Annotated in this window: 23 protein-coding genes and 1 tRNA gene; 9 read left to right on the top strand and 15 right to left on the bottom strand. The window is 60.9% G+C overall.

Annotated features, from left to right (window positions below; all coding sequences use genetic code 11):
* Positions 1-31: 31 nt before the first annotated feature.
* The 3 genes from V3C40_RS09455 to V3C40_RS09445 form a co-directional block, all read right to left on the bottom strand.
* Positions 32-1,450: a mannose-1-phosphate guanylyltransferase/mannose-6-phosphate isomerase gene (locus V3C40_RS09455; RefSeq protein ID WP_331777258.1), complete on the bottom strand. Its 1,419-nt coding sequence runs from the start codon at positions 1,448-1,450 to the stop codon at positions 32-34.
* 241 nt (positions 1,451-1,691) lie between these two features.
* A complete protein-coding gene (locus V3C40_RS09450; protein ID WP_331777257.1) occupies positions 1,692-2,051 on the bottom strand; it encodes a diacylglycerol kinase in 360 nt (119 codons plus the stop codon).
* Positions 2,052-2,352: 301 nt separating this feature from the next.
* A complete protein-coding gene (locus V3C40_RS09445; RefSeq protein WP_139143361.1) occupies positions 2,353-2,592 on the bottom strand; it encodes a hypothetical protein in 240 nt (79 codons plus the stop codon).
* 299 nt (positions 2,593-2,891) lie between these two features.
* On the opposite strand from V3C40_RS09445, the gene V3C40_RS09440 reads away from it, so the two are divergent.
* The 3 genes from V3C40_RS09440 to galE all read left to right on the top strand — a co-directional run bounded on the left by V3C40_RS09440 (position 2,892) and on the right by galE (position 4,906).
* Positions 2,892-2,965 (top strand) — tRNA-Gly (locus V3C40_RS09440).
* A 92-nt stretch (positions 2,966-3,057) separates the two neighbouring features.
* Positions 3,058-3,738, top strand: a complete 681-nt coding sequence (trmB, locus tag V3C40_RS09435; RefSeq protein ID WP_331777256.1) for a tRNA (guanosine(46)-N7)-methyltransferase TrmB — start codon at positions 3,058-3,060, stop codon at positions 3,736-3,738.
* 148 nt (positions 3,739-3,886) lie between these two features.
* Positions 3,887-4,906, top strand: a complete 1,020-nt coding sequence (gene galE / locus V3C40_RS09430; RefSeq protein ID WP_331777255.1) for a UDP-glucose 4-epimerase GalE — start codon at positions 3,887-3,889, stop codon at positions 4,904-4,906.
* Between the two features lie 139 nt (positions 4,907-5,045).
* Here the strand turns inward: galE and V3C40_RS09425 are convergent, their stop codons facing one another.
* The 7 genes from V3C40_RS09425 to V3C40_RS09395 form a co-directional block, all read right to left on the bottom strand.
* Positions 5,046-6,332, bottom strand: a complete 1,287-nt coding sequence (locus tag V3C40_RS09425; RefSeq protein ID WP_034745922.1) for a Glu/Leu/Phe/Val family dehydrogenase — start codon at positions 6,330-6,332, stop codon at positions 5,046-5,048.
* 162 nt (positions 6,333-6,494) lie between these two features.
* A complete protein-coding gene (locus V3C40_RS09420) occupies positions 6,495-7,472 on the bottom strand; it encodes a LysR family transcriptional regulator (RefSeq protein WP_331777254.1) in 978 nt (325 codons plus the stop codon).
* A gap of 44 nt (positions 7,473-7,516) precedes the next feature.
* Positions 7,517-7,999, bottom strand: a complete 483-nt coding sequence (locus V3C40_RS09415; RefSeq protein ID WP_331777253.1) for a hypothetical protein — start codon at positions 7,997-7,999, stop codon at positions 7,517-7,519.
* Entirely contained in the window at positions 7,999-9,822 is a 1,824-nt protein-coding gene (gene recQ, locus V3C40_RS09410; protein WP_046684441.1) for a DNA helicase RecQ, read from the bottom strand. The genes V3C40_RS09415 and recQ overlap by 1 nt, the downstream gene beginning before the upstream one ends.
* A gap of 6 nt (positions 9,823-9,828) precedes the next feature.
* Positions 9,829-10,674 carry an undecaprenyl-diphosphate phosphatase gene (locus V3C40_RS09405; protein WP_331777252.1) on the bottom strand — a complete coding sequence of 282 codons (846 nt, stop codon included), beginning with the start codon at positions 10,672-10,674 and terminating at the stop codon, positions 9,829-9,831.
* Positions 10,675-10,842: 168 nt separating this feature from the next.
* Positions 10,843-11,991, bottom strand: coding sequence for an MFS transporter (locus V3C40_RS09400; protein WP_051990746.1), 1,149 nt, complete (start codon positions 11,989-11,991; stop codon positions 10,843-10,845).
* Positions 11,992-12,023: 32 nt separating this feature from the next.
* The gene (locus V3C40_RS09395) at positions 12,024-12,794 is read right to left on the bottom strand and encodes a DeoR/GlpR family DNA-binding transcription regulator (protein ID WP_331777251.1); all 771 of its coding nucleotides are present in this window, start codon (positions 12,792-12,794) and stop codon (positions 12,024-12,026) included.
* Positions 12,795-12,980: 186 nt separating this feature from the next.
* On the opposite strand from V3C40_RS09395, the gene V3C40_RS09390 reads away from it, so the two are divergent.
* Positions 12,981-13,964: a DUF5655 domain-containing protein gene (locus tag V3C40_RS09390; RefSeq protein ID WP_331777250.1), complete on the top strand. Its 984-nt coding sequence runs from the start codon at positions 12,981-12,983 to the stop codon at positions 13,962-13,964.
* A gap of 22 nt (positions 13,965-13,986) precedes the next feature.
* Here V3C40_RS09390 and V3C40_RS09385 read toward each other — a convergent pair whose 3' ends face one another.
* Positions 13,987-14,265, bottom strand: a complete 279-nt coding sequence (locus V3C40_RS09385) for a YkgJ family cysteine cluster protein (RefSeq protein WP_331777249.1) — start codon at positions 14,263-14,265, stop codon at positions 13,987-13,989.
* A gap of 70 nt (positions 14,266-14,335) precedes the next feature.
* Positions 14,336-15,205 carry a head GIN domain-containing protein gene (locus V3C40_RS09380; protein WP_331777248.1) on the bottom strand — a complete coding sequence of 290 codons (870 nt, stop codon included), beginning with the start codon at positions 15,203-15,205 and terminating at the stop codon, positions 14,336-14,338.
* A 296-nt stretch (positions 15,206-15,501) separates the two neighbouring features.
* Between V3C40_RS09380 and V3C40_RS09375 the strand changes: the two genes are divergently transcribed.
* From V3C40_RS09375 to V3C40_RS09360, 4 genes are all read left to right on the top strand, one after another.
* Positions 15,502-16,152 carry a TetR/AcrR family transcriptional regulator gene (locus V3C40_RS09375; protein WP_034745948.1) on the top strand — a complete coding sequence of 217 codons (651 nt, stop codon included), beginning with the start codon at positions 15,502-15,504 and terminating at the stop codon, positions 16,150-16,152.
* Between the two features lie 169 nt (positions 16,153-16,321).
* Positions 16,322-16,972, top strand: a complete 651-nt coding sequence (locus V3C40_RS09370) for a protein-L-isoaspartate O-methyltransferase family protein (protein WP_046684434.1) — start codon at positions 16,322-16,324, stop codon at positions 16,970-16,972.
* 13 nt (positions 16,973-16,985) lie between these two features.
* Positions 16,986-17,309, top strand: a complete 324-nt coding sequence (locus tag V3C40_RS09365) for a rhodanese-like domain-containing protein (protein ID WP_034788759.1) — start codon at positions 16,986-16,988, stop codon at positions 17,307-17,309.
* A gap of 303 nt (positions 17,310-17,612) precedes the next feature.
* Complete coding sequence (locus tag V3C40_RS09360) at positions 17,613-18,935, top strand: TolC family outer membrane protein (RefSeq protein ID WP_034745957.1); 1,323 nt, start codon at positions 17,613-17,615, stop codon at positions 18,933-18,935.
* A gap of 72 nt (positions 18,936-19,007) precedes the next feature.
* On the opposite strand, the gene V3C40_RS09355 is transcribed toward V3C40_RS09360, so the two are convergent.
* A complete protein-coding gene (locus V3C40_RS09355; RefSeq protein ID WP_034745960.1) occupies positions 19,008-19,475 on the bottom strand; it encodes a DMT family transporter in 468 nt (155 codons plus the stop codon).
* Positions 19,476-19,567: 92 nt separating this feature from the next.
* Between V3C40_RS09355 and V3C40_RS09350 the strand changes: the two genes are divergently transcribed.
* Complete coding sequence (locus V3C40_RS09350; RefSeq protein ID WP_331777247.1) at positions 19,568-20,473, top strand: LysR substrate-binding domain-containing protein; 906 nt, start codon at positions 19,568-19,570, stop codon at positions 20,471-20,473.
* Positions 20,474-20,477: 4 nt separating this feature from the next.
* Here V3C40_RS09350 and gloA read toward each other — a convergent pair whose 3' ends face one another.
* Both gloA and V3C40_RS09340 read right to left on the bottom strand, forming a co-directional pair.
* Positions 20,478-20,885, bottom strand: a complete 408-nt coding sequence (gene gloA, locus V3C40_RS09345; protein ID WP_331777246.1) for a lactoylglutathione lyase — start codon at positions 20,883-20,885, stop codon at positions 20,478-20,480.
* A 112-nt stretch (positions 20,886-20,997) separates the two neighbouring features.
* Positions 20,998-21,420 carry an OsmC family protein gene (locus tag V3C40_RS09340; protein WP_035828320.1) on the bottom strand — a complete coding sequence of 141 codons (423 nt, stop codon included), beginning with the start codon at positions 21,418-21,420 and terminating at the stop codon, positions 20,998-21,000.
* Positions 21,421-21,513 lie beyond the last annotated feature (93 nt).

Genomic DNA, 21,513 nt, shown 5'->3' with positions numbered 1-21,513 from the left:
TCTTGCGGTGCCGCATGCATGGTGCTTGTGATCAAGCGCGACCGTAGCGGTCTTCAAAGCGGACAATATCGTCTTCCCCTAGGTAGCTACCCGATTGAATCTCAATCAATTCCAACGGTAGCTTGCCCGGGTTGGCCAGAGAATGGACAACGCCGAGGGGGATGTAGGTGGACTGGTTTTCGGTCAGCAAATATTCCTTGTCGCCATTGGTGATCTGGGCAGTGCCCGATACCACGATCCAATGCTCGGCGCGGTGGTGATGCATTTGCAATGACAGCTTGGCGCCAGGCTTGACCGTAATCCGCTTGACCTGGAAGCGGTCGCCATTGCCGATGGAATCATAGGAACCCCACGGACGGAAGACTTCACGGTGCATCGTGGCTTCGGGGCGTTCCCTGGCGATCAGTTGCGCGACCATGGATTTCGTTTGTTGTGCCTGATCCGCATCCATGACCAGCACGGCATCGGCCGTTTCGACGATCACGGTATTGCGCATACCGATGGCGGTGACCAGGCGGCTACCGCTGTGCACCAGGCAATCGTTGCAATCCTGGATCAGTACATCGCCGTGGGTGCTATTCTGGCTGGCATCCTTTTCCGCCACATCGAGTACGGCTTTCCATGAGCCGATATCATTCCAGCCCGCATCGAGGGCGATGGTGGCGGCATGGCTGGTGCGTTCCATGACGGCGTAGTCGACGGCGATATCGGGACTGGCAGCGTAGGCATCCTTGTCCAGGCGAATGAAGTCAAGGTCGCTCTTCGCGGCGGCAATGGCAGCGCGGCAAGCGGCCAGGACGGCAGGTTGGAAACGCTCAAGCTCTTCTAGGTAACGGCTGGCGCGGAACAGGAACATGCCGCTGTTCCAGAAGTAATCGCCGCTGGCAATATATTGTTCTGCAAGCGCCAGGGCCGGCTTTTCGACGAATTCAAGTACGCGCTGGATCTGCCCGGTTGCCATGCCTTCGGCGCGGATATAGCCGTATCCTGTTTCTGGTCCCGTTGGCGTGATGCCAAAAGTCAGCAAATTACCTGCTTCAGCAGCCGTGCGTGCCAGCGCGATCGCGCGATGGAAAGCCGGGGTATCCAGTATGACGTGATCCGATGGCAGCACCAGCAAGAGTGGATCTTCGCCGTTCTCCATCGCATGCAAGGCGGCTGAGGCGATCGCCGGCGCCGTATTGCGGCGCATGGGTTCAAGTAACATGCGGCTATTTTCCAGGCCGATTTCACGCACTTGCTCCGCGATGATGAAACGCGACGATTCGTTGCATACCAGCAGTGCTGGCGACACGGTGTCTATGCCCGCCAGCCGCTGCAGCGTTTGTTGCAGCATGCTGCCCTGAGTCGACAAGCGCAGAAACTGCTTTGGGAACGCTTCGCGCGAAAGCGGCCATAAACGTGTGCCGGAACCGCCACAAAGAATTACCGGTAAGAGGGGAATAGTCATTTATGCTTCAATTTAAATTTAGTATTGGATAGAACTGAATAATTGGTCATTGGGTATTAAAACTTGCCCGGCTTGCCGCGCTTGTATGCTCCGGCGTATGTACTGGCAAAACGTCAATATTGTCAGTGGGGGCAATATTTTAATAAATTACAGGAATCTTTGTATTTTCTCTCGACGCGCTGGAGTCTGAGAGGCGCGCACTTTAGCGCGTCCTGTATTGTAGTTTGCTACCCTGGTATTTCTACTTGGCACACAACGTTTCAAGCAAAAAAGCAACAAACACGCACACAGCCATCACACTGAGGAGTAACACTGCTCCTGCTGCACAATCCTTGGCAATCTTGATGCTCGGATGTAGCGATGGATGGAGGTGGTCAATCAGATGCTCCAGCGCGGTATTAAATAATTCCGCAGCCAGAACCATGCCGCAATTGAGCAATAGCAAGGCCCACCACATCAGGGCTGGTTTGTACCAGCAAAGTACGATGAACACCATCAAGGCAGCCAGGCATTGCAGGCGAAAGCTCGATTCCAGGCGGAAGGCGGCGCTTATTCCTTGCAGAGCAAATCCCATGCGCTTGAAGAAAGATTGGTTCTTCATGGTAACTGTAGCGATGGCGTGGGATATGTCAATGGCATGAAAGCGGATCTCTTAAGAAATGGATGAGGATCGCAGGCGTGATCATACGATATGGCATTATTCGTACACAGCAGAAAGACTGCTGCCAATCTTTTTGATGTTTGATAAAAAGTAAAAAAAGCCCATTTTCAAATGAAAAGGGCTTTTATTGCAATAGCTGAAATATTGAATACGTCAACTATTGCGACACCAGACCGTCACCTTTTGGCTCGACATCAAGCTGCAGGATGGGGCTACCTGTCGCTGCCGGGGCAGCCAGATATTAATGGTGGGTTGGGGTGGTGTGCGCGGTGGTCGAATCCGAGCTGGCGGCACCGGCCACAACGGCAACTGCTGCGCCGATTGCGATCATGGTGCTGACGCTCAGGCCGGCAACGGTGGTGCCGGCAGCGGCGCCAGCTGCTGGTGCAGCTGCTGCTGGTGCAGGAGCTGGTGCCGATTGAGCCATGGCTTGTGCGGAAGCGAAGCACAGGATTGCCGAAGCGATCAGAATTTTCTTCATGGGATATCCTTTTAGGTTGAACAGCGGGAATGCTAAACTGTCACGCGATTGTAGCAACATTTCTCTTGCTAGTCTGCGCCACACCGTTCACGGTGACAATAATTTATTCTATTTTAGCCGTATACCAGACCATTCACCGTGCCTGGCAGCCTGTGATGTTGTTCTTTATTAACAAAAACGCTACCTCGCCGATGCGGCCGTCTTATCTTTTTATTCAATGTCGCGAGAGTTCCTGATGAATTCGACAGCGCCGCACAAGTTTGCCAAGTCCTTGCCATCGCGCGTAAAATGCAGGCTTCGCGGGTGTAGCTCAATGGTAGAGCAGAAGCTTCCCAAGCTTACGACGAGGGTTCGATTCCCTTCACCCGCTCCATTTTTCGCTGGCGCCTGGTTTTGTGCGGCGCGGCCACTATTTTCCTCATTCCCATGTCTTCTGATACCCCAGCAAACGGCCCGGTGCGGCCGATGATGTACGATCCGACCGAACACCGCATCCGCAGTTTCGTGACCCGCGCGGGACGACTGTCTGTCGCGCAGGCGCGCGCGCTCGAGACCCTGGGGCCGCAGTTCCTGCTGCCTTTCGCCAAGGAGTCCATGGACTTCGAGCAGGTCTTCGGCCGCAAGGCGCCCGTCATCCTGGAGATCGGCTTTGGCATGGGCGCGACGACGGCGCATATCGCCAAGGCCATGCCGGAGAAGGACTTCATCGGCGTCGAAGTGCATACACCCGGTGTTGGCAGCCTGTTGAAGCTGATCGGCGAAGAGTCGCTGACGAATCTGCGCTTGCTGCAGCACGATGCCGTGGAAGTGCTGACGCACATGATTCCTGCCAATTCGCTGGCCGGTATCCACGTGTTCTTCCCCGATCCATGGCACAAGGCGCGCCACAACAAACGCCGCCTGATCCAGTCGCCGTTCGTCAAGCAATTGACCGATCGTCTGGCGCCGGGCGGCTATCTGCATTGCGCCACCGACTGGGAAGATTACGCGGTGCAAATGCTGGAAGTGCTGGGCGCCGAGTCGCAGTTGCGCAATAGCGCAGAGGGCTACGCGCCCCAACCCGCATATCGTCCACTGACCAAGTTTGAAAACCGCGGCTTGAAGCTGGGCCATGGCGTGTGGGACCTGGTGTTCATCAAGAAATAACCTGGCGGTTTGCCCACCTGTGCCGTTGGCACGAGAAAAAGCCTGCCGCGGCGACGCCGCAGGCTTTTTTATGTACGCGCTATCGTGCGCTGGCTAGGCAAGGTGGGCGAATTACGGTAGTCTTATCTTTTTTGCATTGATTGATATTATGTCCAAGAAAATACTCGTGACCGGCGCATCCGGTTTCATCGGTTCGCATACCTGTGTCGAATTGCTGGCTGCCGGTTTCGAGGTAGTCGCGGTGGATAATCTGTGCAACAGCGCGCGCGAAGCGATGGCGCGTGTGGAGCGCATTGCCGGCAAAAGCGTGCCCTTCTATGAGGCGGACGTGCGCGACCGCACGGCCATGGCCGCCGTCCTGCGCGAGCACACCATCGATGCCGTGATCCATTTCGCAGGCTTGAAAGCCGTGGGCGAATCCGTGGCGCAGCCACTGATGTATATGGATAACAATGTATCGGGCACCGTGGCGCTGCTGGAAGTGCTGGCGGCGGCGAACGTGAAGCGTTTTGTGTTCAGTTCGTCGGCCACCGTGTATGGCGATCCGGAAGCCTTGCCGATCCTGGAATCGTCGCGTCTGTCCGTGACGAACCCGTACGGCCGCTCCAAGCTGATGGTCGAGCAGATACTGGCCGATCTCGTGCATGCCGATGCTCAATGGCAAGTCGGCGTGCTGCGCTATTTCAATCCGGTCGGTGCGCATGCCAGCGGCTTGATCGGCGAAGATCCGGCCGGTATTCCGAACAATCTGATGCCCTTCATCGCCCAAGTGGCCGTCGGCCGCCGCGAGCGCCTGGCTGTGTTCGGCAACGACTACGATACGCCGGACGGCACGGGCGTGCGCGACTACATCCACGTTGTCGACCTGGCGCTGGGCCACGTGGCCGCGTTGAATCGCCTGTTTTCCACCGAGGGCGGCTTTACCGTCAACCTGGGCACGGGCCACGGCTACAGCGTGCTTGACACCGTACGCGCCTTCGAGGTCGCCAGCGGCCGCAAAGTCCCTTACGAGATCGTGCCGCGCCGCCCCGGCGACATCGCCAGCTGCTACGCTTCGGCCGACAAGGCAAAGGAGTTGCTGGGCTGGCAAGCACAGAAAAACATCGACGACATGTGCCGCGACCACTGGCGCTGGCAGCATCAGAATCCGCAAGGCTACGCGGCGTAAAAAGTCCGCAGATACGAAAAATCCCGCTCACACGTCAGTGTGGCGGGATTTTTTTAGAGCGCCAGCAACCCAATGGCGCCTGAAAAATGTCTGGGGCGAGGCGAAGCAACTACGCCCCAGGCATTTTCTCAGGCAGCCATCATGGATACAGGCCGCGCACTTCGCGAGCCTGCAGCACGCGCGTGCACGCCAGGATGAAGGTGGCGGTACGCATCGACACTTTCTTCTCTTGCGACACTTGCCATACCGAGTCGAACGCTTCGCGCATGATGCGGGTCAGGCGGCTGTTGATTTCTTCTTCCGTCCAGAAGAAGCTCGAGAAGTTCTGCGCCCATTCGAAGTAGCTGACGGTCACGCCGCCGGCGTTGGCCAGCACGTCCGGCACGATCAGCACGCCGCGGTCGGTCAGGATGTCGTCCGCTGCCGGCAGGGTCGGGCCGTTGGCGCCTTCCAGGATGATCTTGGCGCGGATGACTTGTGCGCGTTCAGCCGTGATCTGCTGTTCCAGCGCGGCCGGGATCAGGATGTCGCAATCGATGCCCCAGAAATCTTCGCGTGGCACGAATGCCTCGGCGCCCGGGAAGCCTTCGACGCTGCCCACTTCGGCCACGTGTGCCAGCAATTGCGGGATGTTCAAGCCGCCGGAGTGCACGACGGTCGTTTTGTGGTCTTGTACCGCGACCACTTTCGAGCCGGCCTCAGCGAACATGCGGGCAGCGACGCCGCCCACGTTGCCGAAACCTTGCACGATGACTTTCGCGCCTTCGAGCGACATGCCGACCTTGGCGGCCGCATCGCAACCGACGACGAACACGCCGCGGCCCGTCGCATCGCGGCGGCCCAGGCTGCCGCCCAGCGAGATTGGCTTGCCCGTCACCACGCCGGTCGACATATTGCCGCCGATCATGGCGTAGCTGTCCATCATCCACGCCATGACTTGTTCATTCGTGTTGACGTCCGGCGCCGGGATATCCTTGTTCGGTCCGATGATCATGCTGATCTCGCTCGTGTAGCGGCGGGTCAGGCGTTGCAGTTCGTTGCGCGACAGGGTCTTCGGATCGACACGGATACCGCCCTTGGCGCCGCCGTATGGCACGTTGACCGCTGCATTCTTGACCGTCATCCAGGCCGACAGGGCCATCACTTCCGACAAGGTCACGTCCTGGTGGAAGCGCACGCCGCCTTTGCCCGGGCCGCGCGACAGATTGTGCTGCACGCGGTAGCCTTCGTAGTGGGCAATGGTGCCGTCATCGCGCTCGATAGGCACGTCGACCGTCAGGATGCGCTTTGGACGCTTCAGCGTTTCCACCCAGCGCGACAGGTTGCCCAGGTATGGCGTAACGCGGTCGATCTGCTCGAGGTAGACGCCCCATGGGCCAAGGTCTTCAGGATTGAGGTAGGAAGGAAGTGCGTGCTTGCTGGTCATGCTTGATAAGCTCCTGGACAATACGAATACGTTAGAGGCACAGCCGAGATGCAGCTGCGCGCAGCGGAACCGCATCGTAGGCGATAGCCTCATGCCCCGGCCAATGCTTTGTGCGCATCCGGTTATGCATTTATTGCATAGTTATATTGCCAGGATTGCCAGTCAGGATCGGGCAGCCTCGGCTGCGCGCTTGCGGCGCTTGCCCATGCGCGCTTTGCCATCTTGCGCCTGCACCAGGTACTGCCACAGGCTTTCGACGATCTGCTTGCCAGGGCGCAGGCTCGATGGGCGCTCGCGATATAAACGGATTTCCAGCTCGATTTCCCAGCCGGGCGCGCCGCCGTCGGCGCGTGCCAGATGCTTGTATTTGACGTCGCGCATGACGGCCGATTCGGGCAGGAAGGCGATGCCGCGGCCTTCCAGCGCCATCATTTTGAGGCCTTCGGCCATGTCCGTTTCGTAGCAGGTTTCCAGGAACAGGGGCGTTTTGGCGTCGGCCAGCAGCAATTCCACCATGCGTCCCAGGTAGGCGTTGCTGGTGTAGGAAAGGAAGGGCAGCGGCTCCTTGGCGCTGCCGGGCAGGACGAAGTCCGGCACCTTGTCCTGGCCGCAGCGCGCATACGCGCGCAGGGTTTCGCGGCCCATCACCAGCATGTCGTAGCGGCCCGGGTCCAGCTGCACCGGTTGGCGCGGATGGTGGTAGCACAGCAGCAGGTCGCAGCCGCCATCGACCAGCTGCAGCACGGCGTCGTGCACGTTCAGGGCCATCAGGCGGCTGTTGATCGGTGCAAAACCTTCTTCCAAGGCCGTCAGCCATTTCGGCATGAAGGTCAGCGACAGGGTATGCGGTACGGCGAAGTCGACGCTCGTTTGCGTGGCGGCCCGCTTGCCGCGCAAGAGGGCGCGCACGCCGTTGATCTGTCCCAGCATTTCCAGCGCCTGTTCGTAGAACACGGCGCCGGCCGGCGTCAATCGCGTGGGGTACGAAGTGCGGTCCACCAGGTCGATGCCGAGCCAGTTTTCCAGCGACTGGATGCGCCGCGAAAAGGCGGGCTGGGTCACGTGGCGCAGGGCTGCGGAACGGCTGAAATTATGTGTTTCAGCGAGCGAGATGAAGTCTTCCAGCCATTTGGTTTCCATCGCGGGACCGTTCCGTTATCAAGGGCAAAGGCAAGGTAGAGTGGTCAGGGCGTCTCGGGCGATGCCGCCGGCTGGTACAGCGCGGCGGGCAGGCCAAAGAAGGACGGCGGACCCAGGGTCGTGCCATCGAGCGAGCCGCCCGCGTTCAAGCCCTTGTTGATGGCCGCCAGCAAGGAGCTGCGGTTGGTCAGATTTTGCAGCAGCGCGCGCGGGCCGTTGTGGAAGGTGTGCTGGGCGATATCGGCGGCGACGACAAAGATCGGCTCGCGGCGCAGGGGGAACTCCACCCATTCGCCGTCTTCGTCCTGCGCGCAGAACGTGTCGGGCAGGGTCATGTTTTCGGCGCCGGGAAGGTGCGACGCCAGCACCAGTCCAAAAGCTTCCGGCACCACGTCGGCCAGGCGGCGCAAGGTGAGCTCGTCCTGCACCAGGGCGCGTACTTGCGCTTCCACCGCATCTTCGGCGTCAGGCTGGGCGCCCAGGATTTTCACGGCCTGATAGATCAGGTCCGGCGAGAGTGCTTCCATCAAATCATCTCCAGAATCATGGCGACGATTTCGTCGCCGTACGAGGCCAGTTTTTTCTCGCCCACGCCGCTCACGCCGCGCATCTGTTCCAGCGAAGTGGGCTTGGCCTTGGCGATTTCGCGCAAGGTGGCGTCGACGAAAATCACATAGGCGGGCACGTTGTGCGTGCGCGCCGTCTCCACGCGCCACCAGCGCAGCTTGTCGAAGATCGCCTGCTCGCTGGTGGACAAATCCGTCTCGACATAGCCCTTCGCCACGCTGGTGCTGCGCTTGCTGGTTTTCACCGGTTTCTGGTACTGGCGCAGCTGCACTTTCTGGCCGCCCTTGAGCACGGGGCGCGAAGCGTCCGTCAGTTTCAGCGAGCTGTATTGTTCATGGTCGACCGAGACGAGACCCAGCGCGATGGCCTGGCGCAGAATCGATTTCCATTCCGCTTCGCCCAGGTCCGAGCCGATGCCAAACACCGACAAGGAATCGTGGTGCCAGGTCTTGATGCGTTCCGATTCCACGCCGCGCAGCACGTCGATCACGTGGCCGCCGGCGAAGCGCTGGTCGACGCGGTAGATGGCCGACAGCAGTTTCTGCACGGGCACCGTGCCGTCGAAGGACACGGGCGGCACCAAACAGGTATCGCAATTGCCGCACGGCGAAGCCGGTTCGCCGAAGTATTCGAGCAAGCGCATGCGGCGGCAGCTGAGCGTTTCGCACAGGCCCAGCATGGCGTCGAGTTTCACGCCCAGCACGCGCTTGAAAGTGTCGTCCGCCTCGGACTCGTCGATCATGCGCCGCTGCAGCACCACGTCCTGCAAGCCGTAGGCCATCCAGGCGTTGGCGGCCATGCCGTCGCGGCCCGCGCGCCCCGTTTCCTGGTAATAGCCCTCGATGCTTTTCGGCAGATCCAGGTGGGCTACGAAGCGCACGTCGGGCTTGTCGATGCCCATGCCAAAGGCGATGGTGGCGACCATGACGATGTTTTCTTCGCGCAGGAAGCGCGCCTGGTTGGCGCTGCGTTTGGCGTACTCCATGCCGGCGTGATACGGCAGGGCGCGGATGCCGCTCTGGTTCAGAAATTCCGCCGTCTCTTCGACTTTTTTGCGCGACAGGCAGTACACGATGCCGCAGTCGCCCGCGTGTTCCGTGTTGATGAAGTCGAGCAGCTGCTTGCGGCCATTCGCCTTTTCCACGATCTGGTAGCGGATGTTCGGGCGGTCGAAGGACGAGACGAACTGGCGCGCGTCTTCCAGCTGCAAACGCAGGGCGATTTCGGCGCGCGTCTGCGGGTCGGCCGTGGCCGTGAGCGCGATGCGCGGCACGTCCGGAAACTGCTCATGCAGCACCGACAGCTTGATGTATTCGGGACGGAAGTCGTGGCCCCACTGGGCCACGCAATGCGCCTCGTCGATGGCGAACAGGGAGATCTTCGACGCCTGGAACAGGTCCAGGCAACGCTGCGTCATCAGGCGCTCGGGCGCCACGTAGACGACATCGATGCCGCCCGTGCGCACCAGGCGCTCGATGCGGCTCGCTTCTTCGTAGGTTTGCGTGGAATTGAGGAAGGCGGCGCGCACGCCGACTTCGGCCAAAGCGTCCACCTGGTCCTGCATCAGCGCGATCAAAGGCGAGACGACGACGCCGACGCCATCGCGCAGCAGCGCGGGAATCTGATAGCACAGCGACTTGCCGCCGCCCGTGGGCATCAGTACCAGCGCGTCGCCGCCATGGCTGACGTGGTCGACGATGTCGGCTTGCTGGCCTCGGAAAGCCGGGTAGCCGAAAACGGTTTGCAGCAGGTGCAGCGCGCGCTGGTTAAGATCTTGATTCATAGTGCCTTATTCTGCCCAAACAACCCAGCCGTAGTGGGCGCTGGCCAACACCAGCAAGCCGAACACAATGCGGTACCAGGCGAAAAACGTGAAGTCGTGCGAGCTGATATAGCGCAGCAGCCAGCGCACGCACAGGAAGGCGGAGATGAAGGCGGACACGGTGCCCAGGCCGAACAGGGGCACGTCGGTGGCCGACAGGATATCGCGCGCCTTGTACAGCGAGTAGAAGGTGGCCGCCAGCAGGGTCGGGATGGCCAGGAAGAACGAGAATTCCGTGGCCGTCTTGCGCGACAGGCCCAGCAGCATGCCGCCGATGATGGTCGAGCCGGAACGGCTGGTGCCGGGAATCAGCGCGAACGCCTGCGCGCAGCCCACTTTCAAGGCGTCGAATGGCGTCATTTCATCGACCGAGTTGACGCGCACGGTGACGGGATTGGTGCGCGCGCGGCGCTCCACCAGCAAAATCACGATGCCGCCGATGATGAAGGCCATGGCCACCGGTACTGGTTTGAACAGCGCATGCTTGATCATCTTGCCAATCGCCAGACCGATGACGGCCAGCGGCAGGAAGGCGATGACCACGTTCAGCACGAACTTGCGCGACTTCGCTTCGCTGCCAAAGGTGGTCAGCACGCTGCCGATGCGCTGGCGGTATTCCCAGCACACGGCCAGGATGGCGCCGGCCTGGATGGCGATCTCGAAGACATCCATGACTTCTTTCGATACATCCTTGGTAAAGTCGAGCAGGCTGCCGGCCAGGATCAGATGACCGGTGGACGAAATCGGCAAGAATTCGGTAAAACCTTCGACCAGCCCCATGATGATGGCTTTTAACGCAAGAATGAGATCCATAGATGTATAAAAGGGTATAAGTACGGGTATAAGTGACAGGATGGGGTGAGTGTGCGGCGCCCGCAATGTGCGCGGGGTCGAAGCTTACCATGCCGCAGGCCCGGCTAGCCGATTTGGGCGCAGGCGGACAGCGGTTTTTTGCCGCTGCCAGCCAGGCAAGGGGAGGGTTCAGGAAGCCTGTTTTGCCGGCGCCACCAGGCGCGCGCTGGCCGCCACCAGCAGCAGCGCGGCGCCCAGCATGGCGAAGGCGATATTCAGGCTGGTAGCGTGCGCCACGAAGCCGATCACGGCCGGACCGGCCAGGATGCCCGCATAGCCGATGGTGGTGATGGCCGCCACCGCCAGGCTGGCCGGCATGGCATGTTGCTGGCCCGCCGCCGTAAACAGGATGGGCACGATGTTTGCCGCACCCAGGCCGATCAGCACGAACCCAAGCATGGCCAGGCTGGCATGCGGCGCCAGCACGGCCAGGAAGAAGCCTGCCGCCGCGCACAAGCCGCCAAAAGTAAGCACCCGCTTGCCGCCAAAGCGGCTGACCACCTTGTCGCCCGTGAAGCGGCCCACCGTCATGGCGATGGCGAAGGCGGCATAGCCGAGGCCACCCTTGGCTTCTTCCACGCCGCGCGTGGTGGTGAGGAACAGGGCGCTCCAGTCGAGAATCGCGCCTTCGGCCAGAAAGACGATAAAGCACAGCAAGCCGATGAAAATGACGGCGCCATGCGGCATGACGAACAGCGGCGTCTTTTCGCCGGTTGCGGACGCCGTCGGCAGCAGATGGCCTTGCGCCGCACCCAGCACACCGCACAGCAGCAGCATCACCACGACGCAGGACCAGGCCGGCGTCAGGCCCAGCCACAGCAGCAGGGCCATGCAGGCCGCGCCGGCGAAGCCGCCCACGCTGAACAGCGCATGAAAGCCCGACATCATGGCGCCGCCGTTGGCCTTTTCGATGATCACGGCCTGGATGTTGATGGCCACGTCAAACGTGCCCATGGCCGCGCCGAACACCAGCAGCACCAGGCCCAGCTGCAACGGCGTGGCGGCCAGCGCCAGGCCGGGCAGCACGGCGGTCAGCAGCAGGCCGGCGCAGACGATGACCTTGCGGCAACCGAAGCGTGCCGTGAGCATGCCCGTGAACGGCATCGCGCACAGCGAGCCTGCGCCCAGGCACAGCAGCAAAATGCCGAGCGTGGCTTCATCGAGGCCCAGGCGCGACTTGGCGTAGGGAACCAGCGGGGCCCAGGCGGCCATGCCGAGGCCGGCTGCGAAAAAGACCAGGCGCGTGGCGCGTTGTTGCAGGGTGCCGGTGAGATGCATGGGGGAGCTTTTCAAGAGTCGGGTGGATAAAATCAGGCGCGGGCGCGCAAGATCTGCACGCCCAGCCGTTCAAAGGCGGCCACGTGGGCCGCATCGGCATCGGCTTCCAGCACCAGGTGCTGCAGCAAGCCCGTGGCCAGCACGCCGAATGGCGCGGCCGTGCCCAGCTTGTCGCTGGTGACGGCGACGACTACCGCCTTGCTGGCACCGGCGATGCTGCGCTTGAACTCGGCCTCGTCGTAGTTGAATGCCGTCACGCCCGCGTCCGCATCGGCGCCGCAGGCACCGAGGAAGCACAGGTCGGGATGCATGCGCTCGACCGTGCGCAAGGCTTGCGGACCCAGGCTGGCGCCCGCGCGGCGGTCGACCCGGCCGCCAGCCATGATCAGCTCGATTTCCGGGCGTTCCATCAGTGCCATGGCGATCGCAGGCGCATTGGTGATGACAGTGAGCGCCAACTCTGGCAAGGCGCTGGCGATGGCCAGGTTGGTTGAACCCGCATCAAGAAACAATACCTGGCCCGCGCGCACGAGCGACACGGCGGCCTGCGCCAGGCGCGCCTTGCGTTCGGGCGCTTCCTGCTTGCGCTGCGTCAAGGTGCCGCCGTCGGGCGCCAGCGGCAGGGCGCCGCCATACACGCGCTGGCACAGGCCGGCCGCCGCCATCTCGCGCAGGTCGCGCCGTATCGTATCTTCGGAAACATCGAGCTGGCGCGCCAGGTCCAGTGCCAGCACCCTGCCATCGGCGTGCAATTGTTGCTGGATCAGCGCGTGGCGTTGTTTGAGGAGCAGGGTGGCGGACATGGTGAACTTGTAAACGTGCAGGAATGTGCATGAATATACGCAAACGTGCAAAATGCGTCAACGTTTACTTGATGCAGGCATCGTCGCAAATCAATTTGCAAAAAAGATAAATTTACGTTTATGCTCATCGCCGATATCGTGATGCACCTTGGTGTTTGCTTACCAAGGAATAAGGGAAACAGACGGATGAGCGACATTAAACTTTTCAAGTTGGCCCATGGCCAAGCCCAGGAACTGCAAGGTAGCGCATCGGACCTGGAAAAACCATTGCAGACCTTGATTGAGGCAAACCTCGATACTTTGCTGAGCATCCGTTTTCTGGCGAGCGAGTATTCGACCGGCAAGACGCATGCTGGGCGCATCGATTCCCTTGGATTGGATGAGAACAATTGCCCGGTCATTCTTGAGTACAAACGGTCGGTTGGTGAAAATGTGATCAATCAAGGTTTGTACTACCTGGACTGGCTGATGGACCATCAGGCAGACTTTAAACTGCTGGTCCTCGACAAGCTGGGCAAGCTTGCATCGGAGGCCATCGATTGGAGCGCGCCGCGGGTGATTTGCATTGCGGCTGACTTTACCAAGTTTGATAGCCATGCCGTCCAGCAGATAGGCAGGACGATCGAACTTATTCGCTATCGCCGATTTGCAGAGGACCTGCTCCTTCTTGAGTCCGCAAGCGCCGGCATGGATCCGGCAACAAAAAAGGGCCCTGCCAAGCGGCAGACATCGGTGCCAGCCAGGTTGGAAACAATGGCGGCGGGGCCCGCAGATGGGGGCACGAACAAGTCGACGGGACCAGACAGGACATTTGTGGAAATACTGGCAGGTCTGTCGGAGTCCATGCGTCAGTTGCTGGCCTCGCTAGAGGATTACACGATGTCGCTGGGGGATGACGTTGAGCGTAAAGAGCTGCGCTTGTATTTGGCTTTCAAACGGCTGAAGAACTTTGCGACGGTGGTGATACACAAGAAGAATTGCCTCGTGCTGTACTTACATATCGACCCGGCGCCCGTATTGCACGTCCTGCCAAAAGCGCGCGACGTGAGCGCCATCGGGCATTGGGGTACGGGTAATCTGGAGATCAACATCGGTACGCTCGCGGAACTCGATGCTGCAAAGCCGTTCATTTTTTCCGCGTATGCAGGCCGGAGTAGCGTGCAAACGTAGCCAATGGTGGCCTATGCGTGTGTCAGTTGTGCGGTGCCGTCAGCCGTTCCAGCTCGGCCAGCCAGTGCACCGCATGCTCGCGGCTGTCGCCGCACATGTCCTCGGATGGCTGCAAGCCGCCGCAAAACGCGGGACGTTCCGGCCGGCCAAAGATCTTGCAGCGGTTGTCGTCAGCCAGCTGCACGCAGCGCATGCCCGCAGGTTTTCCATCCGGCATGCCAGGAATCGGGCTGGTGATGGACGGGGCGGTGCAGCAGGCGCCGCACGAAGGACGGCATGCCAGGGTGGCAGAGGATGACATGGGATTTCAGGCGAACGGGTGAGGAGCCGACAGTATAGCAAGCCGGCTCCCATGCGTCGCCAAGGCGCGTTCAGCGCACGATGCTGACGCGCTTGCCCGACAACGTGCGGCGGGCCGGATCGCCATGCACGGTGATACGGCCGGAACCGCTGGCGCGGGCGTTGACTTCATTCTGGACGGTGACATCGACGTCGCCGGAACCGTTGCTCGCCAGATAGGCAACGTCGCTGCGCAGGGCGGCCAGGTTGATATCGCCCGAACCATTCACGTTGGCGTCGAGGCGCTGTACGGCGCCGCTGGCGCTGATGCTGCCCGAGCCGTTGACGGCCACGTTGACGCGCTCGCCGCGCACATTGCCCAGCTGGATGTTGCCCGAACCGTTCTGCACCGCATCCGTGTTGCCGCTGGCGAGGGCCGCCGCGTTGATGCTGCCGGAACCATTGTTGGCCACGTCGAAGCGTCCCACCGTGCCCGACAGTTCGCTCTTCATCGAACCGCGTTGTTCCAGGCTGAAATCGTCGCCGTTGAAACCGCTGGCCACCAGGCGGCCCGAGCCGGAAATGGTGATCTTCTTCAATTGCGGCGTCGTGTAGATGACGTGGATGCCATTGCTACTACGAATGTTCGTATCGCTCCAGATGCGCAGGGTATTGCCGCTCACTTGGCTATGGATGCGCGGCTGCAGATTGCTGTCCGCTTCGATCACCAGCGATGCAGCTGGCCCGACGCGCACGTCGATCTTGATATCGATGCGTTTCATGCTGTCGATGTCGAGCGTGCTGATGTTGCTGACCTGGCGCACGTCGCGGCTCACTTGCTCGTTGCCCTGGATGGCATTGCCACCCGTGTCGACATGGCGCACTTCGCCATCGTTGGGGTTGATGACGATGGCGCAACCGCCAAGGGCAACGGCACAGCACAGGGTCAGCAAGGTACGCATAGTGTTTCCTTTATGATTGTTTTAGTTTGGGAACAGAAAAAGCCGGCTGCCGCGCCGCGGCTGCCGTGCTGTCGATGACAAGGTAGCAAATCGGACACGCTTGCTGAGTGGAAATGCGATGAACTGAGCAAAATGGGGACTGAAACGCATTCTGCTTCACCCGGCGCCGCAGGCCCGGCGTCGGCACGGAGCGTACAATGCCTGTATTCGACGTGCCCGGCGATGCCTCGCGCTTGACCTTGGCGGTAGACAGGACTACTATTAATGACTCAAAAGTAAGTTACTTGGAAAGATACATGCAAGCCCCGATTGATACCAAGCCCCGCTGGGAGCGGCGCAAGGATGCCCGCCCGCAGGAATTGCTCGCCGCCGCCCTCGACCTGTTTGTCGAACGGGGTTTCGCATCGACGCGCCTGGAGGATGTGGCCAAGCGGGCTGGCGTGTCGAAAGGCACTCTGTACCTGTACTTTGAGAATAAACAAGAGTTGTTCAAGGCCGTGGTGCGCGACAATATCGTGCAGTCGATCGGCGAGGCGGAAGACAGCATGGCCGCCTCGGACAGCAGCAGCGCCGAGTTGTTGCGCAGCATGATGATGCAATGGTGGGAAGAGTTCGGCGCCACCAAGCTGGCCGGTTTGACCAAGCTGATGCTGGCCGAAGCAAACAATTTCCCCGAATTGGCGCAGTTTTACAACGAAGAGGTGGTCACGCGTGGGAATGCACTGATTGCCACCCTGGTCGAACGGGGCATGCAGCGCGGTGAATTCCGCCAGGTCGATCCCGTGCTCGTCAGCACCATCCTCAGCGCACCCGTCACCATGCTGATGATGTGGACGCATTCCTTCCTGCCGTGCGAGGTCAAGAATATCGATCCGATCGCCTACATGGATGCGTTTATCGACATGAGCTTGCGCAGCCTGCAGGTGGAGGCGCCCGGGAAAAGCTGACGCGCCGTGTCCGCTGATACCGTTCAGTTGCCCCTTTTCCAAGGTTCGCCCCCCCAAATCTGCAGATCGTCGCAAATTCCCTCCATTCCCCGCCTTTATGGTTAACATGTGCTTTCAGCCAGTTCAACGATAAAATGGCGGATTATTACTTCACTTACCGAGTCCAAAGATGAATATCGAACAAGCCCGCTTCAATATGATCGAACAGCAAATCCGTCCATGGGACGTACTGGATATCGACGTGCTGGAGCTGTTGAACGTGGTCAAGCGTGAAGATTTCGTACCGGCCGCCTATAAAAACCTGGCCTTCGTCGATACCGAAATTCCACTGGGCGGCGGCGAATGCATGTTGACGCCGAAGCTGGAAGCGCGCATTTTGCAAGACGTAGCCGTCAAGAAGCATGAAAATGTGCTGGAAATCGGCACCGGTAGCGGCTACATGGCCGCTTTGCTGGCGCACAAGGCGCGGCATGTGACGAGCGTGGAAATCGTTCCCCAATTGAAAACCCTGGCCGAGCAGAACCTGGCCGCCAATGGCGTGACGAACGTCACCGTGGAACTGGGTGACGGCGCCCAGGGCTGGAGCAAGGGCGCGCCGTACGACGTGATCGTCGTGTCCGGCGCCCTGGCCGTGTTGCCGGAAGCGTTGTTGCAACAAGTAAAAGTGGGCGGCCGCATCCTGGCCATTATCGGCGAAGCGCCGATCATGTCCGCGCATCTGATCACGCGCAGCTCGGACAAGGCCTACGACACGCGCAAGCTGTTTGAAACCAATGTCACGCCGCTGCAAGCTGTTGCACCGTCGCATTTCCAGTTCTGAGGCGACCGATTCGATGGAGCATTTGAGTGCACCGCAGCTGGCCGCCTGGCTGGCTGACCCTTCCCGCCCGCGTCCGTTCCTGCTGGACGTGCGGGAACAGTGGGAGTTTGACCTGTGCCACCTCGACGGTGCCACCCTGATGCAGATGAACTCGATTCCTGCCCGCATCGATGACCTCGATGAAGACGCCGAGATCGTCTGCATCTGCCATCACGGCATGCGCAGCATGCAAGTGGCTGCCTTCCTGGAGCGCAATGGTTTTGGCAAGATCAGTAATTTGACGGGCGGCGTGCACGCCTGGGCGCTGCAAGTCGACAGCGCGATGCCTAAATACTAAGAGCCTATCCCAGTAGATGAATACATCTCCTGCTGGCGCCCCTCAGAAGCGGGGACTGCGTTGATCGTCGTTGCGTGGCTCGCCACGCGTCCTCCTCACGCCTTGTCCGCGCTCCTGATGAACTGCCAACAGAAGACGCTCCCTACTGGGATAGGTTCTAAGTTATTTTTTCAGTAGATGCACCCAGGCATGTTTTCCTGCATGCCTGCGGAGGCCTGTACCCCGCTCACCCGGCGGGCGCAAGGCAAGCGGTAGCAGATTTTTGATTCCATCAACTTTTGACGACTCCAACGGAGAAATGCAATGCGGAAACCCCTTATCGCCGTGCTGATGACCAGCGCCTTTGTCTCGATGACATGCTCGCTGCAAGCGCAGGCGGCCGATCTCATCCAGGTGTACCAGCAGGCGCTGGCCAATGACGCGCAGTATGCGAGTGCGCGTGCGGCCCTGTCGGCCGGGATGGAGCGGGTTCCGCAGGGGTTGGCAGGCTTGCTGCCGCAAGTGTCGGCTTCGGGCAGCAATACGCGCAACAGTATCGAGCCGATCACCAGCACGATTTCCATGCCGACGGTCAAGGTGCACACGAATACCTACAATCTGACCCTGGCGCAGCCGCTGTTCCGCTGGGATCGCTGGGAAACCTATCAGCAAAGCAAGCTGGCGCAGGCGATTGCCGAAGCGCAATTTGCACAGGTACAGCAAGATCTGATCACGCGCGTGGCGCAGGCGTATTTCGACGTGCTGAGCGCGCAGGACAACCTGGGCGCCACGCAGGCGCAAAAAGTGGCTACGACAGAGCAACTGGCATCGGCCAAGCGCAACTTCGAAGTCGGCACGCAAACGATTACCGACACGCACGAAGCGCAGGCGGCCTACGACCTGGTGGTGGCGCAGGAATTTGCCGCCATCAATGACCTGGCCAACAAGCGCAGCGCCTTGCAAACCATCATCGGCGAAGCGCCAACGTCGCTGGCGCCGATGCGCACGGGCGTGGTCATCAGCGCGCCGGAACCGGCCGCCATCGAACCATGGGTGAGCTCGGCGGAAGAGCAGAACTTTGGCGTCGTCACGGCCCAGTTCAACGTGGAATCGGCCAAGCGCGACATCGGCCGCAACCGCGCCGGCCATTATCCGACCCTGGACCTGATCGCCAACGCGGGCCACACCTACACGACGGGCGGCGGCAGCGGCAGTTCCAACAACAACGCCATCGGCGTGCAGTGGAGCATCCCGATCTTCAGCGGCTTTGCCGTCACCAGCAAGGTGCGCGAATCGATCGCGCTGGAAAACAAGGCCCGCAACGATCTGGAAACGGCACGCCGCACGGCATCGCAAGGCGCGCGCCAGGCTTTCCTCGGCGTTAACAGCGGCCTGGCGCAAGTCAAGGCGCTGGAAGCGGCGGAAGTGTCGAGCAAATCGGCGCTGGAGTCGAACCAGCTCGGCTATCAAGTGGGCGTGCGCATCAATATCGACGTCTTGAATGCGCAAAAACAACTGTTCTCGACGCAAAAAGACCTGTCGAAAGCCCGCTACGACACCATCATGAATGGCTTGCGCCTGAAGGCGGCCGCCGGCACCTTGAAGGAAACGGATTTGATGCCCGTCAACGCCTTGCTCGACAAGTAATCTTTTTTCTGCAGATTCAGATGAAAACCAGCCCCGGTGACGGCGCTGGTTTTTCTTCGTCTTGACCTGTTTTCACGCGGCACGGCTGTTGGCTATTTGCGTGAGGATCACCCCCGCCACCACCAGTCCCGCACCGGCCCAATGCAGCGGAGAAATGTGCTTGACGGCAAAGCCCAGCAAACCGTAGCGGTCGATGGCCAGCGCGGCCAGCATCTGTCCGCCGATGACGGCCGCCATGAAGGGGCCGGAACCCATGCGCGGGGCCAGCATCAGCGCGGCCGTAATGTAAAACACGCCGGCCGCGCCGCCCAGCCAGGACCAGCCCGGTCCACGCATGGCGAGACCGACATCGGGCGCGGGCACCCGCCAGACCAGCATCACGAGCGACGCGAGCACGGCGCTGACGGCCAGCGAGGCGAGCGTGGCCCACAGCGGGTGGCCCAGGTTGCGGCCCAGTGCGGCATTCGCGCCCGCCTGGAACGGGACGACGGCGCCGGCCAGCATGGCCAGCGGGGCAAATACGGTAATCCATCCATGCATGTGTGACTCCATCACCTTAAGTTAATGGAGTCATCGTATTATGCTGTCATCATTAAATCCAATTCGTAGTTTGTCAGCCAACTATGCACCAAATGAATAATCTGCGGGCCGTCGATTTGAACTTGCTGGTGATCCTGGAAGCGCTGCTCAGCGAGCGCCACTTGTCGCGCGCGGCCGAGCGCTTGCACATGAGCCAGCCTGCCGTCAGCCATGCGCTGGCCCGCTTGCGCCATCTGCTCGGCGATCCGCTGCTGCTGCGCGGCAAGGGTGGCTTCCAGCCGACGGCGCGTGCTTTGGAGCTGGCGCGGCCGCTGGCCGAAGCCTTGCAAAGCGTGCGCTCCGTGCTCGGTGGCGCCGTCTTCGAGGCGGCCACGGCGCAGCGCGTGTTTCGCCTGGCCATGTCGGATTACGGCGCGGCGCTGATCTTGCCGCGTTTGCTGCGCCGCTTGCGCGTGGAAGCGCCCGGCATCGACTTGGCCATCAGCTATGCCAGCCGATCGGCCGTGATCGCTGGCGTGCAGGATGGCGAGATCGACCTGGCGCTGGGCGTGTTCCCGCAACTGCCCGAGCAGTTACATCGTGAAACCCTGTTCGAGGAAACATTCGTGTGCGCGCTCGATCCTGCCAGCCTGGCGTCCGGTGAAATGCTGAGCCTGGAAACCTATCTGGCGCGCCCGCATGTGCTGGTGGCATCCAGCGAAGGCGGCATGGCGGCCGAAGTCGATGCTGCCCTGGCCCAGCTGGGACAGACACGCCGCATCGCCGTGCGTGTGCCGTACTGGACGGTCGCACCGGAGGTCGTGAGGGGGACGGACTTGATCCTGACGGTGGCGCAGCGCGCCTTGCAGGACAGTGCGGCGCAGGGGCTGGCGCTGTATGCCGCGCCATTTGCCATCGCGCCGTTTGCGTTTGAAACGATACGGCACCGCCGCACGGACGGCGATGCGGGCATCGCCTGGCTACGCGCGGCCATTGCACAGGCCGCCGAGCCAGGCTGAGGACTTACAGCCCGCCGCCCTGGCCGTCGAACTTGCGTTCGATCAATTCGATCTTGTAGCCGTCCGGATCGGTGATGAAGGCGATGACGGTATTACCGCCTTTGACGGGACCCGGTTCGCGCGTGACGTTGCCGCCATTCGCGCGTGCCGCGCCGCAAGCGGCGACGATGTCGTCGGCCGAAATGGCGATGTGGCCATACGCCGTACCCAGCTCGTAGCTGGTGGTGCCATAGTTATACGTCAGTTCCAGTTCCGCATGATCGGGATTCGAGCCATAGCCGACGAAGGCCAGGGTGTACTGGTATTCCGGATTGTCGCTGGTGCGCAGCAGCGTCATGCCCAGGACCTTGGTGTAAAAATCGATGGAGCGCTGCAGGTCGCCGACCCGTAACATGGTGTGCAAAATACGCATCGTAAATCCTTGATGGTGATAGGGGAATGGCAGGATTTTATGCGTTTTACGGCTTTCTTGCCGAGACCGCCCCTGCCGCCCGCTGCTACCGGGGCGGCGGACGGTGGCGTGCTTACTCCAGATGGGCGTCCAAGGTGATTTCCGTGGCCAGCAACTTCGATACGGGGCAACCGAGCTTGGCGCGCAGGGCCGCGTCCTGGAACGCTTCGTCGGTGGCGCCGGGAATGGTCGCCACCAGGGTCAGGTGCACGGCCGTGATGGCATAGCTGCCATCGATTTTTTCCAGGCTGACATCGGCCGTGGTTTTCAGGGCGGTGGCGCGCAGGCCCGCCTCGCCCAGCTGGCCGGACAGGGCCATGGTGAAGCAGGCCGCATGGGCCGCGCCGATCAGTTCTTCCGGATTGCTGCCGGGACCGTCTTCGAAGCGTGTGTTGAAGCCATAGGCTACATTGTCGAGCGCGCCGCTTTGGGTGGAAATAAACCCTTTGCCATCTTTAAGGCCGCCACTCCAGACGGCTGATCCTGTTTTTTTCATGATGTACTCCTTGCGTGGTTCGAGCGCCCATCATGCGCGTGCCACCCTTGCCCTTCCGTTCGTTGCGCCACACAGGGGGCGCATGCGCTCGCC

The sequence above is a fragment of the Janthinobacterium sp. LS2A genome (assembly GCF_036543145.1).
Taxonomy (GTDB): domain Bacteria; phylum Pseudomonadota; class Gammaproteobacteria; order Burkholderiales; family Burkholderiaceae_D; genus Janthinobacterium; species Janthinobacterium aestuarii.
This window is presented reverse-complemented; position numbering and strand designations above follow the sequence as displayed.